Consider the following 17,373-nt stretch of genomic DNA (forward strand, 5'->3'; position numbering starts at 1 on the left):
AGCCACGCTCCACTGGAAAAGAGGAGGGTGGTTTTTTGTTGCGCGGCTTTTGTCTAAGATTCCAACAAAAGGAGAACTTATGTAGGAATAGGTTTTTCTGCGATTTGCCTGAAAGCGTCATCAAATATGTCTTTGTGATATGGACATTTAAAGAAAATGGTGGTAACCTATTAGTAAATAAGGTTGATTTAAAGGGATTTTCATAAGAAAAATATGTCCGCGTAGGGTGCACATTTGTTTTCGTGGGAATTACTTCCACGATGGTCAGATGTAAGGCCCGATGGCTGGATGCTGGAGGGATTCTCGTTGGCGAGCAAAACATTGGAGCATTTTTTACACGAAAATCTGGCTGATTTGAAAAGCAAAGGTCTGTACAACGTCATCGATCCTTTGCAAAGCGCAAACGGCCCTGTCATCACCATTGCGGGAAAAGAACTGGTTAACCTGTCTTCCAACAACTATTTGGGACTGGCAACAGACCAGCGCCTGATCGAAGCGGCGACTGCTGCTGCGCAAAAATACGGAGTTGGAGCAGGGGCGGTTCGCACCATCAATGGTACGCTTGATCTGCATGTCAAACTCGAAGAAAAACTCGCTGCCTTCAAGCATACAGAAGCAGCCATCGCTTATCAGTCCGGCTTTAACTGCAACATGGCAGCTATTTCTGCCGTGATGGACAAGGACGATGCGATTTTGTCAGACGAGCTGAACCATGCGTCGATCATCGACGGCTGCCGTCTGTCGCGCGCGCAAATCATTCGCGTTAACCACTCCGACATCGACGACCTTCGCGCCAAGGCGAGAGAAGCGAAAGAGTCCGGTAAATATAAAAAACTGATGGTCATCACCGATGGCGTCTTCTCGATGGATGGCGATATTGCCAAGCTGCCGGAAATCGTCGAGGTGGCCGAAGAATTTGACCTCATTACGTATGTAGATGATGCTCACGGTTCCGGCGTGCTCGGAAAAGGCGCTGGAACAGTCAAGCATTTTGGCTTGTCCGATAAAATTGACTTCCAGATCGGTACGCTCTCGAAAGCGATCGGGGTAGTCGGCGGTTATGTCGCTGGACGCCAGGAGCTGATTGACTGGCTCAAAGTACGCAGCAGACCGTTCCTGTTCTCCACTGCATTGACGCCAGCCGACGTGGCTGCAAGCATCGCCGCTATTGAAATTTTGCAAAGCAGCACAGAGCTTCACGACAAGCTGTGGGATAACGGCCACTATTTGAAAAAAGGCTTGAAAGAGCTTGGCTTCAACATCGGAGCGAGCGAAACACCGATCACGCCTTGCATCATTGGCGACGAACAACAGACACAGGAGTTCAGCAAACGCCTGTACGAAGCGGGCGTGTACGCCAAGGCGATCGTGTTCCCGACCGTGCCAAAAGGAACAGGACGTGTACGCAACATGCCGACTGCCGCTCACACCAAGGAAATGCTGGATCGCGCCCTTGGCATCTATGAAAAAGTTGGGAAAGAAATGGGGATCCTGTCATGAAAAAGATATTAGTTACGGGAGCATTGGGGCAAATCGGTTCTGAGCTGATCATGAAGCTGCGCGAAGTTTACGGAGCCGATCAGGTTGTCGCGACAGATATCCGCAAAAAAGAAGCTGACCCTGTGGTGGATTCCGGGCCATTCGAGATTTTGGATGTAACGGACGGAAATCGCATGTTCGAGCTGGCGAAAACCCATCAGGTCGATACGATCATGCATTTGGCTGCACTGCTTTCGGCTACCGCTGAAGCGAAACCGCTGCTTGCCTGGAACCTGAACATGGGCGGACTGGTCAACGCACTGGAAGCAGCTCGCGAGCTGAACTGCCAGTTTTTCACCCCTAGTTCCATCGGCGCATTCGGGCCGTCCACGCCAAAAGACAACACGCCACAGGATACGATCCAACGCCCGACGACGATGTACGGGGTCAACAAAGTGTCCGGAGAGCTGCTGTGCGATTACTACTACCAAAAGTTCGGCGTCGATACGCGCGGCGTTCGTTTTCCGGGACTGATCTCCTACGTGGCGCCTCCAGGCGGGGGAACGACCGATTACGCGGTAGATATTTACTACAAAGCGATTCTCGACGGGGCTTACACTTCCTACATCGGCAAAGGCACGTACATGGACATGATGTACATGCCCGATGCTTTGAACGCGATCATCGCGTTGATGGAAGCAGACCCATCCAAGCTCATTCACCGCAACGCGTTCAACGTAACGGCGATGAGCATCGAGCCGGAAGATGTAGCGGCAGCGATCCGCAAGCACATCCCGACGTTTGCGCTCTCGTACGACGTAGACCCGGTGCGTCAGGCGATCGCCGACAGCTGGCCTAACTCGATTGACGCGACAGCAGCGATGAATGAGTGGGGCTTCAAAGCCGAATTTGATCTCGAAAAAATGACCGAAGACATGCTGACCAAACTGCGGGGAAAGCTGCTGCAGCAGGTTGGCTAAACGAATAGCATCAAAGAGGAAACCGTCGCTTTGCGTAACAGGCAAAGCGGCGGTTTTTTTATGGCATTGGCCGGAGCAGCGCGAATCAGGTTGCTTCGTCAAACGGATTGAGTTATAGTAGTCATATCTATTACAACTAAAAAGGGTGTTGTTATGGAGCTGCTACTGGACAAGTTTGAGGAAATCGGTTTTTCCAAAAATGAAGCAAAAGTATACGTGACATTGCTGAAAGAACCGCTGCAAAACGGGTACGAAATCAGCAAAAAGAGCGGGGTTCCTAGGTCGATGGTGTACGCGGTTATTGCCAAGCTGGTGAGCAAGCAGGCTGTCATCGAACTGCGGACAGAGCCGCCAACGTATCGGCCTGTGCCGATCAAGGAACTGATGGCGAATCTGAAAAAGCAGCATGTCGAGACGATTGACTATTTGGAGCAAGAGCTGCAAGCGATGGAAAAGCCCGTGGAGGTTCACGTGATCAGGCACATGGAGGAGCGGGCGAAAATTTTGTCCGCCATGCAAAGCTTGCTCACACAAGCAAAAGAGGAAGTGTGGCTGTCGGCGTGGGACGAGGAGCTGGATGAATTGAAGGGGGCGGCCGAGGCGGCACAAGCGCAAGGAATCAGGCTGTTCTCCCTGTTGTTTGCCGATCAAAAAACGGCTTCTTTCGGCAACGCCTTCTATCACGAAGAAACTTCCGCGATCGAAAAACGGCGCATGGGCCAGCGACTGACCATCGTGATCCAGGACGACCAGCAGGTGTTGATCGCCAGCTTCCTCGATGGCCGCGTGCCGCAAGCGATTCAGACGACAGATCCGATGCTGATTTTGCTTGCCAAGGAGTACATTCGCCACGATATGACGCTAAAAGCAGTGAGTGCGAAATGGGGCGTTGGCAACTTGGCAGACTTTTGCCAAAGCGATGAACGGTTGGCGTATATCGTTCACAGCGCAAGAAAATAAGCAGCGATTTTTCACATCGAGACAGACAAAGCAGACAGGCAGGAGAGGAAAGAACAGATGATCGAATTTCGTTATGTGACAGAAGAACACGAGGCAGAGCTGGAGAGCGTGAAGCAGCTTTTCCGCGAATACACCGAGTCGCTCGGGCTTGACCTGGGCTTTCAGGACTTCGAAGCAGAATGCGAATCGTTGCCTGGGAAGTATGCGGTTCCAGATGGGGTGCTGATCCTCGCGCTGGTAGACGGAGAAGCAGCGGGCTGCATCGCCCTGCGCAAAAGCGAGGAACGGATTTGCGAGATGAAAAGACTGTATGTGCGCGACCGATATCGCGGGTTGAAAATCGGCAGGGCGCTCGTGCAAAAAGTGATTGAGGCAGCGGAACAGCTTCCGTACGATTTCATGCGGCTCGATACGCTGGCGACGATGACGAGCGCGCAGGCGTTGTATCGGGAGTTCGGGTTTTCCGAGACGACGCCTTACATCTACAACCCGCTGGAAGGCGCCATGTTCATGGAGCGAAAATTGCGTTAGTGCGCTAGGCTAGAGGTTGCGTAGGATCGTGGTCACCCCCGCTCTCACAAAATAAACCGCCTCCGCTGCACGTATCGTCAGCGGAGGCGGTTTTGCTGTTGTCCGTCAGGAAAGTTTGGCTCGCACCTGTTTCAGCTTGATCGCATTGGCGATGGCCGGCCACACATCGGTAGACTCGGAGCCTACATACCAGTAAGCCAGACCGCCGATTTGCCATTGCAGGCTTGCTTGAACCTTGAGGCCCAGCGAACGGCTTTCTTCCAGCCAAATCGAATGGGTCACCCCTTGTTTGCTATACGCAGAGCGGTACTGTCCGAGGCTCGCATCCCATTTGGTGCTCGCTCTGTATTGCGAGAGCAGCTGATACGACTCGGGGATGCTGATATCGGTCGATTGCACGCCGCCTTTTGCCTGATACCAGTCTCTGGTGTAAAGCGGCAAACCGACGATCAATTTTTGCACCGGAATATCATCCAACAAATCTTCCGTCACTTTTTTCAACCACGGAAGCGAAGCGACGGAGCCGGCTTTCGGGCCACCCACCCAATGCTCCTCGTAAGCCATGACGATCAAATAGTCTGCGGCTTTTGCCAGTTTGGCAAAGTCGTAAGGTTCACTCCAATCGGTTTTGGTATCAGGTGGAATATCGACGGAGACGACAGCTCCTTTGGTTTGCAGCGCAGTTGACAGCTCCTGGATGAACAGCGTGAAGTTGTTGCGGTCAGCAGGTGAAAAGCCTTCAAAATCAACGTTGATGCCATCCAGCTCGTACTTGTCCACAAAGGCAGCGAGCTTTTGCACGATTGCCTTGCGCTTGTCCGCACTGGACAGCGCTGCATGTGTGGCGGCGGAATCAAAGCGATTTCCGAACAAAGGCCAGATCTGTTTGCCGTTTGCGTGTGCCCAGTGAACGAGGGCAGCGTCGGAAAAGTCGCTGACCGTACCGTCTTTTTGCAGGAAGTACCAGCGTGGCGACAGCGTGTTGACACCGCTTTTCTTGACTTGGGCAATAAACTCGTCCGTAGTGGACTGGTATTGCCAGCCAAGTGAAACCAGTGGCGCTGACGTACCAGGTTTTTTGTTCAGCTCGGTCAAAATACGCTGCAAAATGACGGCTGTCTCTTCACGCGACAAGGCATCGTTCGGACGGAAGTTGCCTTCGTAGCCGACGAGCCACTTGTTCTGGAGCGCCTTGGCGACCGCAGCTTTTGCCCAGCTGGAGATGGAAGCGGCGTCGCTGACGGCTGGATTGGCTTGTGCCGGAACATTTTGCACGAGAGCCCGCACGAGAAAAGTCGCTGCTTCTTCGCGCGAGATCGTGCGTTTCGGCCCGAAGGCAGTAGCGCTGATCCCGCTTGAGATGCCTGCCGCAGCCGCTGCCTGCACCGAGCCGTACGCCCAGGAATTTTTCGCGACATCGGTGTAAGCGGGGATGTTGCTCGCAACAGGCTGGATGCCCAGCGTGCGTGTCAGCATCGCGACGAACTCGGCACGAGTGACCGAACGAGTCGGATGGAAATAGCCTTTTTCATCTCCTGCGATTACACCTGCCTCGTGCAAGGAGCGGATTTGCTCTTTGGCGTAGCTGTTGGCAATGTCCTTCAACGCTTTTGTGGAAGCGGTGGAGGCAGGGACGCCGACAGCCAGAGTCAGGCAGTATGTCAGAAATGCCAGAGAAACCAACCAAATATGTATGTTTTGTTTTTTCATCATACATCCAGTATAAGGAGACATAACCAATCTTTCATTGGTCATTTATTGGTAAGAGAACAGCCGGGAACTCTTTTGCGGAAATTCCGATATGGTATGATAAGGATTGGAAAGAGAAGAGAGAGAAATGAAGAAGTGAGGCGGAAGAGAAATGGAAGACGTACTGATTATTGGCGGCGGGCCTTGCGGTCTGGCAGCAGCCATCGCTTGCAAAAAAGCCGGACTTGATCCGCTCATTATTGAAAAAGGGTCGCTTGTGCATTCCATTTATCGCTATCCGACGTACATGGTTTTTCACAGCACGCCGGACTTGCTGGAGATTGGCGGCATTCCTTTTGCCACAGCCAACGATAAACCGACCAGGCAAGAAGCGCTCAATTACTATCGGCTGGTAGCCTCCCGCGAGGACTTGCGCGTGCACGTATACGAAACCGTGACAGAAGCGAAGCGCGTGGGAGAAGGTTTTCACGTTACGACGACGGACCGTTTTTCCAAGACACATCACTACGAAGCGAAAAAGCTGGTCATCGCTACTGGCTACTTCGACAATCCGAATCGGTTGAACGTGCCGGGGGAAGACTTGCCGAAAGTTTCTTCTTTTTACAAGGAAGCGCACCCGTACGCCGGCTTGCAAGTGGCGATTGTGGGCGGCAACAACTCCGCTGTAGACGCCGCGATGGAACTGGAACGGGCAGGGGCGCATGTCACCGTCATCTGCCGCAGAACCGAGCTGTCAGACAAAGTCAAGGCGTGGACTCGTCCGGTGTTTGAAAGTCTCATAAAAAAAGGCCGCATCCAAATGTTTTTCGGAGCGACGGTTTCTGCTATCGAGGAACGGGCGATTCACGTCAATACGGCTGACGGTGAGATTACGCTTGCCAACGATCACGTTTTCGCGCTGATCGGCTATCGTCCCGACCGGACGTTCCTGCGGTCGCTCGGCGTGCAGACGGATGAGGAGACAGGCGTGCCAGCCCATGATCCCGAAACGATGGAAACGAACGTTCCGGGTCTGTACATAGCGGGCGTGATTGCGGCGGGCCACCACGCCAATGCCATTTTCATCGAAAACGGCAGATTTCACGGCGAAGGGATCGCCCGCCACATCGTCTCGCAAAACAACGCCTGACGAAAAATGTATTCGTGCTAGAACTGCCACTCCAGCTGTCTGCCGCCAATGAGGTGGTAGTGCAGGTGGAACACCGTTTGCTGTCCGTGTTTTCCGATGTTCGTCACGACGCGGAAGCCGGACTCGGTTACCTCCATGGTCTCGGCTACCTTTTGCAAGGAGAGGTGCAGGTCGCCGATCAGCTCTTTGTCCTCCGGTTCAATCGCCATTACGGACTGGATATGTTTTTTCGGGATGACCAGCACGTGGACTGGCGCGACAGGGTTGATGTCATGAAAAGCGAGAACATGCTCGTCCTCGTACACTTTCTTGGAGGGAATGTCACCGTTGACGATTTTGCAAAAAAGGCAATCCATTTGTTTTTTCATCCTCTCTGAAATTTGAATAGTCACATGTCTAAAGCCTACTTCGTCACGGGAGTAGGCTTTACCTGTTGGAGAGGCGGAAGTTTTTGGGAGGGAAGCTTCCGACGCTTATGCTGCGATCTTGCTTGCGAAAAAACAAAACCCTCCACCCATTGCGGGAAGAGGGGAAATCTATTTATACATTCTTCTGAGGAGCGCATAGCATTTTTGCAGCAAAACTTTGCCAGGATGCCGGAAGCTGCTCCATGAGCGTGTCAACTTCCAGCGCGTCATGCGAAAAGTTTGCCCGATTCTTGCTGTGAATCGCCTGAGCTGTCCTTGCCTTCTCCAGTTCACATGGCTTCACCGCCGTTTTTGAAAAGTCATGACTAGCTGTTCTCTACAGCTTATGTAAGCGGGCAAGAAAAAGCATGTGCTTATGCGGTTATGCAAACGTTTCTTCCAAAAACGCGAGCACTTCTTTCCACGAATGCTCGGACGCCTGCGCATTGTTTTTCGGCGTTCCTCCGTTCTGTGCGATTCGCGTCGTAGGAATGTACGGAAACCGAATGCCATGACCCGTGTCGGCGTAGCGCAAATGCAGGACCGGATGGGCAAACTGCTTGGCCTTCAGCCGTGCTACCATGCGCTCGCAATGTTCGGCAGCAGGCCACCAGTGATCGTCGTCAGCGGAAAGCAGCAAAATCGGGCCGTTGATCTGTTCCACAGGAATTTCGGCGTCCGCAAGCCACTCGCAGGCGCGCCACGCGTCTTTGTGAATTTGATCGATGCGTTGTCCGGCATCGAGCAGCTCGCGGAATTGGCGGGATTGCTCCTCTGTCCATGGAACGAATGGCAGAGGTTCGCCGCGAAACGACCAGGACGATTGCGGTGAAAATATCTCGGAATCGGCAAAAGCCCTGTCTGTCCCGATGTTGACGGTTGAGCTGGGGCTGGATGCGATGACGGCGTGGATATCCGGTTCGAGCGACGCGGTGACCAAAGCAAGCTCGGCGCCTTTGGAGCGGCCAAACACAGTTATTTTGTCAGGATGCACGGTTGGCTGCTGCTTGAGCCAATGTACGGCGCGCTGGACGTATTCAATCGGAATTTGCTGAATGTCCGTCGGCAAGTCGTCGCATTGAAAATAGGCGAGAGCAAGCGCCGGATAGCCGTGAGAGGCGAACAAGGCGGCAAATTGGGAACAGGAGCCGATCCCGCCCTCGCTGCCTCCCAGGACGAGCACGGCAGGCTTCGGCTCAGGGTGAGGCTTGCTGAAAAACAGACCGACCAGGCCGTCCTCCTTGACTTTTGTAATCGAGACGTCGCGGGAAACGAAAACGCGTTTGACAACAGCCTTGGCGACTGGTTTTTGATTGACTTCTGCCGTCAGGTGAATCTCGGTAGAGCGGGGAGTAAACTGGAAGTCATCGAGTGAATAGGCACTGTAAAAGCGCAGTGTTTGCACGTTCATCGACCAGAAAAGCCCCATCGGATCGATTCCTTCGTACGTTCCGAACAAGGGAGCCTGGGAGACGAGATCAACAGAGCCGTTCTCGTCCGCCTGAAAAATCGCATGGGAAGACGCTGTCAGTTCTCCTCCTGGCAATCCGTTCGTCAGGGTAGCGTTGAGCGTGATTAACTGATGCGGCTGAAAACCGCTTAGTGTAATATGGACAGGAACATCGAGCAAGGCCGTTGCTGGTGAAACATCGATCTGTGGATGCATCATACAGTCAACACTCCTCATCAACAATATGGGATTTTATGACACCGTAATTATAGTAGAATTCACAAATGCGCCACAGCAGCAAATGTGACGGAACGGTTAACTTGACTTCCAAATGAAGGTGTAACTATAATCATTACAACGAAAGGGTGACCGACATGAAAATCAGCAGCCGTTTTTCCATTGCGGTTCATATACTATCACTTCTCTCTATCGATGCAAACTCCCATCATACGTCCGAGTGGATCGCCGGAAGCGTGAATACGAATCCGGTCATTATCCGCCGGGTACTCGGCCAATTGAAAAAGGCGGGCTTGGTGAACGTCCGGGCCGGAGCAGGCGGCGCATCACTCGCCAAAGAGCTTGCGAGCATTACCTTGCTCGACATTTACCGGGCGGTTGAGGTCGTGGAAGAAGGCCAGCTTTTTCACATTCATGACCAGCCGAATCCAGCCTGTCCGGTGGGGGCGAACATCCAGTTCGTCCTGGAATTGATCCTGCTTCGTGCCGAGCATGCGATGGAAGCGATTTTGCAAAGCGTGACGATGCAGGAGCTAGTCTCGGATTTGCGGCAAAAGATTACGGAGCAGGCCAGGTAGAAAGTCTGCTAGTGCGACGGTGAACGGAAGGAATGCCCAGATCGTTTCTGCGGTCGCGAGGATCGATAGAAAGTCAGCAAGCCGCTTTGAAAAAACGGGACAGCAGGCGGCAAAGGACGGGATTAAGGGTAGAAATAGCCAACGGTAATAAGATATAATGAGAGTATTCAAAAAGCTGCAAAAAAACCCGACAACGGCGTCGGTTGCAGGTTTGACCGTATGATGAGCAGTTGGCACGTCCATTCTCTTAGCGGGAGGTGGAGTATTGCGTCAGCGTTACCGAATCATAATCATAGACGACGACCCCATCACGCGAATGGACCTGGTCGAGATGTTGCAGGAACAAGGCTACAACGTTGTGGCTGACGGGAAGAACGGCGAGGAAGCCGTTGCTCTGACGCAACTGTGGGACCCGCACCTCATCATCATGGATGTAAAAATGCCTGTTATGGATGGATTGACGGCAACAGGGATCATCAGAGGACAATCGGATGCATCCATCCTCCTGTTAACGGCATACAGTCACAAAGACGTGGTAGCAAAAGCGAAAACAAAAGGAGTTTGCGCGTTTTTGGTCAAGCCGGTCATGGAGGAGGAATTTCTCCCGGCGGTGGAAACGCTCCTTTTGGAAAAACAGCATACGCTTGAAAAGTGAATCGCAACAAAAGCAATGGCGCTTGAATGAAGACGGATGACCGTCTCCTTTTCCAGGCGTCTTTTTGACGTATATGGACGAAAGAAACAAGCGCAACGACGCGCTCGAAAAGCAGCAAGCATATCCCCGCCAGGCATATTTTGGGTAATATCATCCGCACGAACGCGGTTGCTCAATGATGAGCTGGTCTCACACGAATTTTTCCGGGGAGAAACGCGAAAGTATGCAGGATGGCCGTTTTCACTCAAAGAATGTCGGGCGGACAAAAAGTTCCACCAAAGAAAGCGAGTGAAGCGAGATGAAATTGGCATGCGTCATCCGTAAAGAACATTACCAGTTCACATCCGTTCGCGATGTATTGGCCAAAGCGAGCGAGGAGAAGTCAGGCGACCACATGAGCAAACTTGCTGCAAATTCCGCACTGGAGCGGATGGCAGCCAAAGTCGTACTGAGCGAGCTCCAACTCAAGGACATTTACGAAAATCCGGTGATTCCGTACGAAAAGGATGAGGTCACCCGGATTATTTACGACGATTTGAACTTGTCGATCTACGAGGAAATTAAAAACTGGACAGTGGGCGAGCTGCGCGAGTACGTTTTGTCCTTCTCGACGGGCATGCCGGAGCTTACCCGCATCAGTCGCGGTCTGACGAGCGAGATGATTGCTGCTACAGCCAAGCTGATGTCCAGCATTGACCTGGTGATGGCTTCGCAAAAAATGAAGCACCAGGCGTATTGCAACACGCTGATCGGCGAGCCGGGCAGACTGGCGTTCCGTTGTCAGCCCAACCACCCGATTGACGATCCGGAAGGCATTCTCGCCTCGATGAAAGAGGGCTTGTCTTACGGCTCCGGGGATGCTGTTATCGGAATCAATCCGAATAACGATTCCGTTGAAAGCGTTATCAAGCTGCTGAAAATGTCCCACGATTTTATGCAAAAATGGGAGATCCCGACGCAAAACTGCGTGCTCGCCCACATCACGACCCAGATGCAGGCGCTGCGCGGCGGCGCTCCTATCTCTTTGATGTTCCAGAGTCTGGCTGGCTCGCAGCGGGCGAATGACGCATTTGGCGTCTCCAAAGATTTGCTGGATGAAGCAATGGAATTGATGCTGCGCAAAGGTACGGCGTCGGGACCGAACGTGATGTATTTTGAAACCGGGCAAGGCTCGGAAGTGTCGCTGGACTCGCACGAAGGAGTGGACATGCAGACGCTGGAGGCGCGCACATACGGTTTTTGCCGTCACTGGAAGCCGTTCATGGTCAACAACGTCTCGGGCTTCATCGGGCCGGAAACGCTGTACGACGGCAGACAAATGATTCGCGCCGATCTGGAAGATTTGTTCATGGGCAAGCTGCACGGCCTGCCGATGGGAATTGCCCCTACCTATACCAACCACATGTACGCGGACCAAAACGACCAGGAGATCGCCGGAATGCTCACCACGCTTGGCGGAGCGAATTTTTACATGGGTGTGCCGGGCGGAGACGACGTCATGCTGAGCTATCAGGATACGAGCTATCACGACGATGCCAGCTACCGCGAGCTTTTGGGCTTGCGTCCGTTGCGCGAGTTTGAAAAATGGATGGAAAAAATGGGACTGATGGAAAACGGGCGGCTGACAGAGCGTGCGGGCGATCTATCGGTGTTCGACTAACGATTGGGGGAGGGCAAACACGATGAGACAGATCAACATGGATGACCTTGTCCAGCGGGTCATGGATGAGCTTTCCAAAAAGACGCAGGAAGTCATTCACTTCCCGGAGCAAAAAGTGCGCGGGGTAGACAATCCGCACAATCCGGAAGCGCTGGAGCGGGCGATGAACAGAACTCCGGCGCGGATCGGGATCGGCCGGACAGGCACGCGGATGAAAACGACCAGCTACTTGCAGTTCCGCATCGACCAGGCGGCAGCACATGACGCGGTGATGAAAGCAATCAGCCCGGAATGGCTTGCGCGTCTGCAACTTCCTGAGCTGCATTCCAGGGCGACAAGCATGCAGGAGTACCTGATGAACCTCGATTCGGGGCGAATGCTGTCCGATGAATCGGCGAAGTGGCTGGAACAGCATGGCGACAAAGGAAAAGACGTGCAGATCGTCATTTCCGACGGGCTTAGCACGTCTGCCTGCGAAGCGACCATTCCCGATTTGCTGCCCGCTCTGCAACAAGGCTTGGCGATGCGCAACATCAGCGTGGGCAAGCCGATCTTCATCAACAAAGGCCGCGTCTGGATTCAGGATCAGGTCGCCAAAATCGTCGGCTGCAAAGTCGTCATCTCCCTGATCGGGGAAAGACCGGGACTCGCGACGGCAGAAAGTCTCAGCGCTTACATGATTTACAAACCGGATGCGAATACGGTAGAATCGGATCGTACGGTTATTTCTAATATTCACCGGGGCGGGACTCTGCCGATTGAAGCAGGAGCTTATCTTGCAGAGCTTTTGGAGGAAATTTTGAAGTATCAGGCGAGCGGCGTAAAATATATGCAGCTTCGCGCCAAAAACGGCTAGATTACTACTGGCGAATCCTCCGGTCTTGCACTAGAATACATAGAAGATAACCAATTTCTATGAGGAGTTGCTACGCATGACCGAGCCAAACCAAAACGAACTGGAAACGAAAGAAGAAAAACCGGGAAAAATCAGTCTCCAGGAAGCGATGAAACGCAAATTGGCGGAAAAGAAACAGGCACAGGCGCAAGCAAACAGTCCTGTGAACCAAAAAGCGAAAAACCAATCGATGAAAAGCCAGCTGACCAAGAAGCCAAACAATCAGCGCAGACGTATGGGTGTCTAGTTTTTCCTCCAAACGAAAGAACGAACAAAGGAGAATTTGCAGCAGGGCAATTTGCTGCGGGTTCTCCTTTTTAAATAGGCTCCTCTGGAAGCGAAAAAAGGTGGAACGAGATTTGAAAGTAGAACGATTGCTGGCGATCGTCATGATGCTCCTGAACAAAAGGCGAATGAGCGCTCGCGAGCTTGCCGACCATTTTGAAGTGTCGCTGCGCACCGTATACCGTGATTTGGAGACGATCAATGCGGCGGGCATCCCGATTGTTGCCTATCCGGGCACAAGCGGAGGCTACGAAATCATGGAAAACTTTACGATCGATCGGCAATACCTTTCGGCCGACGAGCTGGTTGCCGTGATTGCCGCTTTGAAAGGCGTGCATTCTTCCACAGACGACAAGCAAATCGGTCAACTGCTGGAAAAAATCAAGGCATTGCTCGCAACGGCTCCGTCTGCCTTTCAGGGCGGGGAGCATCCGGTGGTGTACGACTTCAATCCGTGGGGCAGCACTCCGGCCATCGAGCAAAAAGTGAGCAGCTTGCGCGAGGCGATCCTGTGCCGCAAGCGAGTCAAAATCGTCTATACGAAAATGCAGGGCGAGTCGAGCGAACGGGTCATCGAGCCAGTGAGGCTGATCATCAAAGGCTACGTCTGGTACGTGTACGCCTTTTGCCAAAGCAAGCAAGAGTTTCGGCTGTTTCGGCTGTCGCGCATCGCTGATCTGGCGCTTTTGCCGGAGGAGTTTGCCGCCCGTGATTGCCAGCTGGAAAAGCTGCAATGGGAAGAGCAGTGGAATTGCGGGGAACGAATCGCGCTGGTTCTGCAATTTGCCCCGCGCGCTCACGTCCGGGTAAGAGACATGTTTGATCCGCAATCGATCGAGACGGCTCCTGATGGGGAAATGACGGTTCGCACGACGATGACAGACGATGAATGGCTGGCAGGCATGCTGCTCAGCTACGGGGATAGTCTGAAGGTGCTGGAGCCAGCTCACATCCGGCAAAGAATCGCGGATAGCGCCAAAAAAATAGCGGCATTTTATGGGGATGAGCCGGAACGTTGACAAACAGTTGTCAAGGTAGGGCAGTTATACTGGACGATGTAAGCTACTTTTTCCGGACAGGAGCGTGCAACAATATGAACCCCAAAATCGTCAAACTGGGCCACATGCGTGTAGCAGGATTGCAAATACGGACAACCAATGAAGCGGAGTGCGGGCCAAACGCGAAAATTGGAGCGCTATGGAATCGCTATTACCAGGAAGGCTATCCGGCGAGTACGCCAGGACAAAAGGACTCTGCTGTCGTGCTTGGCGTCTACGCTGACTACGAGAGCGACGAGAACGGGGCTTACTCCCTGCTCGTCGGAAAAGAAGTCGAGGCAGAAGCGCCGTTGCCTGCTGAACTGACTGTGAAGGAGATTCCTGCTTCCACGTATGCCGTCTTTACGACAAGAGTCGGCCCGACGGTGGAAGTGATCACGGAAGCGTGGAAGCATATATGGGAATGGTCCCAGCAGCCGGGTGTAACACGGACGTTTGCCGCTGATTTTGAGCTGTACGATGGCGTGCGCTGCGCGGACATGAATCAGGCGCAGATCGATATTTACATCGGCATCGCCGACGAGTAGTTTTTTGCACATGGTTTCTTCGCTCAGTCGCTTCCCCCGTCGGAAGCGATTGTTTGTTTTTTTCCATGATTTCTTCACAAGTTTCGTATACGCTTATAGGAACAGGATGTGAGAGGAGTCTGTATGCGTAGATGGATTGGTTGATGAATATAGAAGGCTTGGCCGAATGGATTCGCTCCTGGGGCGTGCTTGCGATCGTCGGCAGCGTCGCGCTGAATATCGTGATCAGCGTGGCAGGCGTGCTGCCATCGATTTTTTTGTCCGGGGCAAATGCGGTTGTCTTCGGCCTGTACGGCGGTTTTTTCATCTCTTTGACTGGGGAGGTGCTGGGCGCGGGGATCGCCTTTTTCTTCTACCGCTATGTGATCAAAAAAGCTGACAAAAAACAGAAACTGGCGTCATTCCAATGGGTGTCGGCTATCAACGGCGCGACGAGAGGCAAGAAGACACTCGCTGTCGTTTTGTTGCGGCTCAATCCGCTGATCCCCTCGGGTGTGATCAATCTCGGCGCAGCCATGACGAATATGTCGTTCGCTGACTTTCTTCTGGCGACATTGCTCGGAAAAGTGCCTTCGATGGTGTTTGAGACGTTCGTCGGACACGATCTCATCTACTTTGGGGAAAACAAGCTGCGGCTTTTGCTTGCTCTCGTGGCGGGCGCCCTTGTCCTGCTGCTTTTCTGGCGGCGAAAACCAGCGCAATCCGAGCAAACCGGGCAATCTGAGCAGCCGTAAAAGAGAGGAAAGGAGGACAGGGCATGTCAACCATTTTGCTGGTCGATGACGAGACGCAAATCCTGGAAATTTTAACATCGTATTTGCAAAAAGACGGCTACCACGTGTTGACCGCGATGACAGGCGAAACCGCGATTCAGATCGCCGATTCGGCTGCGGTCGATTGCATCATTCTCGATTTGATGCTTCCCGATGTCAGCGGGGAAGAGGTTTGTCGGCGGATTCGCAAGCATTCCCGCGTCCCGATTTTGATGCTGACCGCAAAAAGTCAGGAGGCAGACCGGATTCATGGCTTGGAGATCGGTGCGGACGACTACTTGATTAAGCCGTTCAGTCCGCGCGAGCTGGTTGCTCGTGTGCGTGCTGTCATGCGGCGAGCGGGTGATTATTCAGCCCTGAGCGATGAGTTTGCGGCAGGGCAGCTCATCATTTCCATTCGCGACAAAACGATTCGCAAAAACAACATCGCGCTGGATGTCACTCCGAACGAGTATCGCTTGCTCACGACGCTGGCTCGCCATCCTGGGCGTACGTGGAGCAGGGACGAGCTTGTGCGCGAGGTGCTTGGCTACGATTTTGAAGGGTACGATCGCACGATTGACACGCATGTGAAAAATTTGCGGCAAAAAATCGAGGACGACCCGAAGCAGCCTGTCTACATTAAAACGATATACGGGCTGGGCTATCGGTTTGACGTTCCGGTGAAGAAATGAGGTTCGGATGAAACGGATTTGGCTGAAGCTGGCACTCGCCTTCATGGCAGTAGGCGTGGGGGCCGTCCTGATCACGACGCTGCTTGCCGTCAAAGAGATGGACGATCATTTTTTGATGTACACGGATGAAGTAAAGAGCCAACAGAGCGAGGAGATTGTCCAGGCAGCTTTGACAGCCTACCGGGACAGCAAAGGCTGGGACAGGCAAGCCTTTTGGCAGCTGGAAGCGATCTCATCTGTGCTGGGTTTGCATCTCGTCCTGTACGATCCGCAGGGAAGCAAGCTGGGGGAATGGGGGCAAGTTACGGGTGCCGGAGCGGACTTCGATCGTGCGACCGAATCGATTACGCTGTACGATGACAAGCAGACAGTTGTGGGGCGCATCGGCATCAGCCACAAAGATCAAAATGCGTACAAGGCGCTGGAAGGACATTTCCAATGGGCTCATAAAAATACGGCGATTTGGACGACGGCAGTCTTGCTTGTGCTCGTTGTGCTGCTCTGTATCCCGCTGGCTCGCTCCATGGTCCGTCCGGTTGAGCAGGTGAGCGCGGCCGCGCAGCAAGTAGCGAGAGGGAACTTGCAGGTTCGCGTGCCTGCGCCTGAACAAAAAGACGAGATGGCTTCCCTCGTGCTGGCGTTCAACCATTTGGTGGCGAGTCTGAACGAGCAGGAAGAGCTGCGCAAAAGGCTTACTTCGGACATCGCCCACGAGCTGCGCACTCCGCTCAATACGCTGCTTGCGCAAACGGAAGGGATGATCGACGGAATCTGGGAAGCGAGCCCGAAGCATCTGGAGCGTACGCGCGCGGAAGTTTTGCGGTTGATTCGGCTGGTGAACGATTTGGATCAGGTGATCCAGGTAGAAGCGGGAGCGTTGCCGATCCGCCGCGAACCAGTCTTGCTGCGGGCCATCGTGGAGGAGGTCAGCGAAGCGATGCATGTCGCTTTTGCCCGTTCCGCGATTCAGTTTCAACTGGAAGGCGGACAGGACGCGTGGATTACGGGCGACAGGCAACGAATCGCGCAAGTCATCACCAACCTGTTGACGAACGCTTGCAAGCATACAGCGCCGAACGGCCGCATAGCCGTGACGATTGCAAAATCAGCGGATTCCGTCAGGCTGGACGTACGGGACAACGGCTCTGGAATCGCTCCGGCTGATCTGCCGCACGTCTTTGAACGGTTTTACCGGGGAGATCGCTCGCGTGCGCGAGAGCGGGGAGGAGCCGGTCTGGGGCTGACGATTGCCAAAGGGATCATGGAGGCGCACGGCGGGACGATTACGCTGGAAAGCAACCTCGGTGCAGGAACTGTGTTTACGCTGCTGTTTCCGGTGCGCTAGGCGGTTGTAAGCACATGATCCTGTCGCCACGAATCTCGCA

The 17,373-nt window shown here is 53.4% G+C and carries 18 protein-coding genes; 15 read left to right on the top strand and 3 right to left on the bottom strand.

The window, feature by feature from the left end; genetic code table 11:
- The first annotated feature begins 306 nt into the window (after window positions 1-306).
- The 4 genes from DEP07_RS03345 to DEP07_RS03360 all read left to right on the top strand — a co-directional run bounded on the left by DEP07_RS03345 (window position 307) and on the right by DEP07_RS03360 (window position 3,950).
- Window positions 307-1,500 (top strand): glycine C-acetyltransferase, encoded by a 1,194-nt coding sequence (locus DEP07_RS03345; RefSeq protein ID WP_173595882.1) that lies wholly within the window; start codon window positions 307-309, stop codon window positions 1,498-1,500.
- Complete coding sequence (locus DEP07_RS03350; RefSeq protein WP_122963430.1) at window positions 1,497-2,459, top strand: L-threonine 3-dehydrogenase; 963 nt, start codon at window positions 1,497-1,499, stop codon at window positions 2,457-2,459. The genes DEP07_RS03345 and DEP07_RS03350 overlap by 4 nt, the downstream gene beginning before the upstream one ends.
- A 153-nt stretch (window positions 2,460-2,612) precedes the next feature.
- On the top strand, window positions 2,613-3,419 hold the full coding sequence (locus tag DEP07_RS03355; protein ID WP_287102105.1) for a TrmB family transcriptional regulator: 807 nt from the start codon (window positions 2,613-2,615) through the stop codon (window positions 3,417-3,419).
- Window positions 3,420-3,476: 57 nt separating this feature from the next.
- Window positions 3,477-3,950 (top strand): GNAT family N-acetyltransferase, encoded by a 474-nt coding sequence (locus DEP07_RS03360; RefSeq protein ID WP_287102106.1) that lies wholly within the window; start codon window positions 3,477-3,479, stop codon window positions 3,948-3,950.
- 105 nt (window positions 3,951-4,055) lie between these two features.
- On the opposite strand, the gene DEP07_RS03365 is transcribed toward DEP07_RS03360, so the two are convergent.
- Window positions 4,056-5,660: an S-layer homology domain-containing protein gene (locus DEP07_RS03365; RefSeq protein ID WP_229049905.1), complete on the bottom strand. Its 1,605-nt coding sequence runs from the start codon at window positions 5,658-5,660 to the stop codon at window positions 4,056-4,058.
- A gap of 151 nt (window positions 5,661-5,811) precedes the next feature.
- Between DEP07_RS03365 and DEP07_RS03370 the strand changes: the two genes are divergently transcribed.
- A complete protein-coding gene (locus DEP07_RS03370; RefSeq protein WP_122963427.1) occupies window positions 5,812-6,789 on the top strand; it encodes a YpdA family putative bacillithiol disulfide reductase in 978 nt (325 codons plus the stop codon).
- Between the two features lie 17 nt (window positions 6,790-6,806).
- Here the strand turns inward: DEP07_RS03370 and DEP07_RS03375 are convergent, their stop codons facing one another.
- Window positions 6,807-7,145 (bottom strand): histidine triad nucleotide-binding protein, encoded by a 339-nt coding sequence (locus tag DEP07_RS03375; protein ID WP_287102107.1) that lies wholly within the window; start codon window positions 7,143-7,145, stop codon window positions 6,807-6,809.
- A 433-nt stretch (window positions 7,146-7,578) separates the two neighbouring features.
- Window positions 7,579-8,865, bottom strand: a complete 1,287-nt coding sequence (locus tag DEP07_RS03380; RefSeq protein WP_287102108.1) for an acyl-CoA thioesterase/bile acid-CoA:amino acid N-acyltransferase family protein — start codon at window positions 8,863-8,865, stop codon at window positions 7,579-7,581.
- A 155-nt stretch (window positions 8,866-9,020) separates the two neighbouring features.
- Here DEP07_RS03380 and DEP07_RS03385 point away from each other — a divergent pair, with 155 nt between their 5' ends.
- From DEP07_RS03385 to DEP07_RS03430, 10 genes are all read left to right on the top strand, one after another.
- Window positions 9,021-9,461 (top strand): Rrf2 family transcriptional regulator, encoded by a 441-nt coding sequence (locus DEP07_RS03385; RefSeq protein WP_274875263.1) that lies wholly within the window; start codon window positions 9,021-9,023, stop codon window positions 9,459-9,461.
- 265 nt (window positions 9,462-9,726) lie between these two features.
- Entirely contained in the window at window positions 9,727-10,116 is a 390-nt protein-coding gene (locus tag DEP07_RS03390) for a response regulator (RefSeq protein WP_122963423.1), read from the top strand.
- Between the two features lie 298 nt (window positions 10,117-10,414).
- Window positions 10,415-11,776 carry an ethanolamine ammonia-lyase subunit EutB gene (locus DEP07_RS03395; protein WP_122963422.1) on the top strand — a complete coding sequence of 454 codons (1,362 nt, stop codon included), beginning with the start codon at window positions 10,415-10,417 and terminating at the stop codon, window positions 11,774-11,776.
- A gap of 22 nt (window positions 11,777-11,798) precedes the next feature.
- Window positions 11,799-12,632 carry an ethanolamine ammonia-lyase subunit EutC gene (gene eutC / locus DEP07_RS03400; protein WP_173598725.1) on the top strand — a complete coding sequence of 278 codons (834 nt, stop codon included), beginning with the start codon at window positions 11,799-11,801 and terminating at the stop codon, window positions 12,630-12,632.
- 76 nt (window positions 12,633-12,708) lie between these two features.
- Window positions 12,709-12,918: a hypothetical protein gene (locus DEP07_RS03405; protein WP_122963420.1), complete on the top strand. Its 210-nt coding sequence runs from the start codon at window positions 12,709-12,711 to the stop codon at window positions 12,916-12,918.
- Between the two features lie 112 nt (window positions 12,919-13,030).
- Window positions 13,031-13,975, top strand: coding sequence for a helix-turn-helix transcriptional regulator (locus tag DEP07_RS03410; RefSeq protein WP_173595885.1), 945 nt, complete (start codon window positions 13,031-13,033; stop codon window positions 13,973-13,975).
- A 74-nt stretch (window positions 13,976-14,049) separates the two neighbouring features.
- Window positions 14,050-14,541 (top strand): GyrI-like domain-containing protein, encoded by a 492-nt coding sequence (locus tag DEP07_RS03415; protein WP_173595886.1) that lies wholly within the window; start codon window positions 14,050-14,052, stop codon window positions 14,539-14,541.
- Window positions 14,542-14,672: 131 nt separating this feature from the next.
- The gene (locus DEP07_RS03420) at window positions 14,673-15,275 is read left to right on the top strand and encodes a TVP38/TMEM64 family protein (protein ID WP_173595887.1); all 603 of its coding nucleotides are present in this window, start codon (window positions 14,673-14,675) and stop codon (window positions 15,273-15,275) included.
- Between the two features lie 23 nt (window positions 15,276-15,298).
- Window positions 15,299-15,988, top strand: a complete 690-nt coding sequence (locus tag DEP07_RS03425; RefSeq protein WP_122963416.1) for a response regulator transcription factor — start codon at window positions 15,299-15,301, stop codon at window positions 15,986-15,988.
- Between the two features lie 7 nt (window positions 15,989-15,995).
- Window positions 15,996-17,333, top strand: a complete 1,338-nt coding sequence (locus DEP07_RS03430) for a sensor histidine kinase (RefSeq protein WP_173598727.1) — start codon at window positions 15,996-15,998, stop codon at window positions 17,331-17,333.
- Window positions 17,334-17,373: the final 40 nt, after the last annotated feature.

Source organism: Brevibacillus sp., from assembly GCF_003521185.1.
GTDB lineage: Bacteria > Bacillota > Bacilli > Brevibacillales > Brevibacillaceae > Brevibacillus > Brevibacillus parabrevis.